This is a genomic window from Frankia sp. AgB1.9 (assembly GCF_016786355.1).
Lineage (GTDB): Bacteria > Actinomycetota > Actinomycetes > Frankiales > Frankiaceae > Pseudofrankia.
Genome location: NZ_JADWYX010000238.1, coordinates 1 through 4,771 on the forward strand (window position 1 = coordinate 1; position 4,771 = coordinate 4,771).

A 4,771-nucleotide genomic window follows, 5' to 3' on the forward strand; every position below is an offset into this window, starting at 1 on the left:
CGGCATCTCCGGCATCACCGGCCAAGGCAACTACGCCCCCGGCAACGCCTACCTCGACGCCCTCGCCCACCACCGCCACCACCACCACCAACCCGCCACCAGCATCGGCTGGACGCACTGGGCCAAGGCCGATGGCGAAACCGGTGACAGCGCCCGGGGCATCGCGCCGTCCCACGTCGAGACGCGGCTCGCCCGCCGCGGCCTCACCCTGCTGCCGCCCGCCACCGCCCTCACCGCCCTGCACCACCCCCTCACCCACGACACCACCCACCTCGTCATCGCCGACCTCGACTGGAACGCCTTCGGGCAGGACGAGCCCGGACAGCTGACCGCCGAGCTGCGGACCGCCCCGGCGGCGGGACCGGGAACAGCCTCGACCGAGGCGGCGCGGCCCGGCAGCGCCCGGGACGCGGCAGGCCGGCTGACCGAGGAGCTGGCCACGCTCCCCCCGGCGCGCCGGGCGTCGCGGCTGCGGACCCTCGTGCAGACGGAGGCGTCCGCCGTCCTCGGCCACCGGTCGACGGACCGGCTGGAGCCGACGACGAGCTTCCGCGAGCTGGGCTTCGACTCCCTCACCGCGGTGGAGCTGTGCAACCGCCTGCGGACGGCGAGCGGCCTGACCCTCCCCAGCACGTTGATCTTCGACTATCCGTCCCCCGACACGCTGGCCGAGTACCTGGCGAAACGGCTGGCGCTCGACGCGGCCGAGAACGCCACGGGCGGCGGCGAGGACCTGTTCGGCCAGCTCGACCGCCTGGAGGCGGTGCTGGCGTCGGCCAGCCTCGACGACGGCGCCCAGGAACGTGCGGCGGCCCGGCTGCGGGAGCTGGCCGACACCTGGGCCCCGGCGTCCGGGCGACCGGGCCAGAGCCGGGCCGAGGCGCTCGGCGCGGAGCTGTCCGAGACGAGCGACGACGAGCTCATCGACCTCCTCGGCCGCCGGTTCGGCATCTCGTGACGACCCACCGCCCCGTTCCCCCGCTCCCGACGACCCCGACGTCCCTGACCAGGAAGGCTGGCCCCACGCGATGAGCGACGACCAGATCCGCCGCCTGCTGCGGCGGGTGACCGTCGAGCTGGACGACGCGCAGGAGCGGCTGCGCCGGCTCCAGGAACGCGACCGTGAGCCGATCGCGATCATCGGGATCGGCTGCCGATTCCCGGGCGGGGTGCGGGACGCCGAGAGCCTGTGGGAGCTGGTCGCCGCCGGCCGCGAGGTGGTCGGGGACTTCCCGCGCGACAGGGGCTGGGACGTCGACGCCCTCTACCACCCCGACCCGGACCATCCCGGCACGTCGTACACCAACCGCGGCGCCTTCCTGCCGGACGTCGCCGGCTTCGACAACGGCTTCTTCGGCATCACCCCGCGCGAGGCGCTCGCCACCGACCCCCAGCACCGCCTCCTGCTGGAGACCGCGTGGGAGACGTTCGAGCACGCCCGGGTGGACCCGACCGAGCTGCGCGGCAGCCCCGTCGGCGCGTTCGTCGGCCTCTCGCTGAACGACTACGCCCGCCTCGACCACACCCCGCAGGAGCTGGAGGCCTACCTCGGCCTGGGCAACGCGCCCAGCGTGGCGTCGGGCCGCATCTCGTACGCCTACGGGTTCACCGGGCCGGCCGTGACCGTCAACACCGCCTGCTCGTCGTCGCTGGTCGCGCTGCACCTGGCGCTGCGGTCGCTGCGCTCCGGCGAGAGCACGCTCGCGCTGGCCGGGGGCGTGACCGTGATGTCCTCCCCGGAGGAGTTCATCTTCTTCTCCCGCCAGCGGGCCATGTCGCCCGACGGCCGGTGCCGCTCGTTCGCGGCGGCGGCCGACGGGGCTGGCTGGTCGGAGGGTGTCGGCCTGTTGCTGCTGGAGCGCCTCTCCGACGCCGAGCGCAACGGGCACGAGGTGCTGGCCCTGGTCCGGGGCAGCGCGGTCAACTCCGACGGCGCCTCCAACGGCCTGACCGCACCCAACGGCCCGGCCCAGGAACGCGTCATCCGCGCCGCCCTGGCCGACGCCGGGCTGACCGCCGCCGACGTCGACGCGGTGGACGGGCACGGCACCGGCACCCCGCTGGGTGACCCGATCGAGGCCCAGGCGCTGCTGGAGACCTACGGCCAGGGCCGCGCGGCCGACGCCCCGCTGTGGCTGGGCTCGCTGAAGTCCAACCTCGGGCACGCCCAGGCTGCGGCCGGGGTGGCCGGGATCATCAAGCTGGTCGGGGCGCTGCGCCACGGCGTGCTGCCGAAGACGCTGCACGTCGACGCGCCGACCCCGCACGTCGACTGGGACGCCGGCGCCGTCCGGCTGCTCACCGAGTCCCGGCCCTGGCCCGCGGGCGCGCGGCCCCGCCGGGCCGCCACCTCGTCGTTCGGCATCAGCGGCACCAACGCCCACGTGATCATCGAGGAGGCGCCCGCGCCGCCGCCGCCCGCCGAGCCGGCGGCGGCACCGTCCGGGCTGCCGCCGGTGGCCACGGCCGGGACGGTCCGCCCGCCGTGGGTGCTCTCGGCCCGGGATCCCGACGCCCTGGCGGCGGCGGCCGGCCGGCTGGCCGCGCACGTCCGAGCCCATCCCGAGCTCGACCCAGCCGCCGTCGCGTACACCCTCGACCGGGGCCGAGCCCACCTGTCCCACCGGGCCGTCGTGATCCCCGACCCGCCGCCGCCTGGCCGCGAGCCAGGCGAGGACGAGCTGGCCGCCTACCTGCCGGGGCTCGACGGGCTGGCGGCCGGGGAGCAGCCGGCGAACGTCGTGCGCGGCCAGGCCACGGCGCCTGGCCGGGTGGTGTTCGTCTTCCCGGGTCAAGGCGCCCAGTGGGACGGCATGACCACCGAACTCCTCGAAACGTCACCCCGCTACGCCCACCACCTGCACCAAGCCGCCGACGCCCTCGCGCCCTACGTCGACTGGTCGCTCCTCGACGTCCTCTACCAACGACCAGGCGCCCCCACCCTCGACCGCGTCGACGTCGTCCAACCGGCGCTGTGGGCCATCACCACCAGCCTCGCCGAACTCTGGAAAGCCCACGGCATCGTCCCCGACGCCGTCCTCGGCCACAGCCAAGGCGAAATCGCCGCCGCCACCACCGCCGGCATCCTCACCCTCGACGACGCCGCCCGCGCCATCGCCAGACGCAGCCAGGCCATCGCCACCATCGCCGGCACCGGAGGCATGGCCTCCATCCCGCTGCCCGCCGACTCCGTCCAGGCCGACCTCGACGCGGACTCCGGCACCGGGCTGAGCATCGCCGCCGTCAACGGCCCGACGACCACCGTGGTGTCAGGACCCGCAGACGCGATTGCCGCAGTCGTCGAGCGCTACACCGCCCAGGGGCTGCGGGCCCGCGTCATCCCCGTGGACTACGCGTCCCACTCCCCAGCCGTCGAGACGGTGCGCGCCCGCATCCTCGCCGAGCTGGACGGCCTTACCCCGCGCCCCGGCCACACACCGCTCTACTCGACGGTGACCGCCGGGATCGCCGACCCGGCCACCCTCACCGCCGACTACTGGTACCGCAACCTGCGCCAACCGGTCCGCCTCACGGGCACTGTCCACGCCCTGAAGACCGACGGCCACACCACCTACCTCGAGATCAGCCCCCACCCCGTCCTCGGCACCGCCCTCACCGACATCCTCGAGAACACCGCCACCATCACCGCCACGCTGCGCCGGGGCGACGCCACCCTGACCCGCCTGCACACGTCCCTCGCCGACGCCCACACCCACGGCACCCCTGTCACCTGGAACCCCGACCCCACGCCCACACCCGAACCCGTCGACCTGCCCGCCTACCCCTTCCAACACCAGAACTACTGGATCACCCCCACCCCGCAGACGCCCCTTCCCGCCGCCACTCAGACCGACCAGACCGACGAGTTCTGGAACACCATCCAGACCGGCGACCCCGACGCCCTCGCCAGCCTGCTCGGCGCGACGGACCCCACCACCCGCATCGCCCTCGACGCCGCCCTGCCCGCCCTCACGGCCTGGCGCCGGACGCACACCACCCGCGCGACCATCGACCGCTGGCGCTACCGCATCGCCTGGCAGCGTGCCGCCGCCGAGCCCGCCCCGCTGACCGGCGACTGGCTGGTGACCGTCCCCGACGAGCTGGCCGACGCCCCCTGGGTGCGTGCGCTGCTCGACGTGCTGGCCGGGCGTGGAGCGAGCCCGACCCTGGTTCGGGTGGCCCGCGACGCGACCGACCGGGTCGCCCTGGCCGGACTGGTCAAGGCCGGCCTGACCGGGCCGCCACGCGGCGTGCTGTCGCTGCTGGGCCTGGCCGAGGGCAGCCACCCGGACTTCCCGTCGGTGCCGTGGGGGCTGGCCGGCACGGTCGGCCTGATCCAGGCGCTGCACGACGGCGACATCCCGGCGCCGATCTGGGCGGTGACGCGCGGCGCGGTGACGACCGGGGCGAACGACCCGGTGACCGACCCGGAGGCCGCCATGGTCTGGGGCCTGGGCAGCAGCGCGGCGGCGGAGAACCCGGCCGGCTGGGGCGGCCTGATCGACCTACCCGCGGCGATCGACCAGGACAGCCTTCAGCTCCTGGCCACGGCCCTGGGGCAGACCGACGAGAGCGACCTGGCGGTCCGGCCCGGCGGTCTGAGCGTCCGCCGGCTGGTGCGGGCGCCGATGACCGAACCCGACGCGACCGCCCTCACCCCGTTCACCCCCACCGGCACCAGCCTGGTCACCGGGGCGACCGGTGCCATCGGCCAGCACCTCACCCGCTGGCTCGCCCGAAACGGCGCACCCCACCTCCTCCTCACCTCACA

General features: G+C 75.2%; 2 protein-coding genes. Both read left to right on the top strand.

All coding sequences use genetic code 11. From position 1 onward, the window contains the following. Positions 1 to 958 (top strand): phosphopantetheine-binding protein (locus I6A60_RS43230; RefSeq protein ID WP_203042063.1); only part of this gene is annotated, 958 nt, incomplete at its 5' end. Between the two features lie 70 nt (positions 959 to 1,028). Next, positions 1,029 to 4,771: type I polyketide synthase (locus I6A60_RS40680; RefSeq protein ID WP_203055883.1), on the top strand; the 3,743-nt coding region annotated here is incomplete at its 3' end.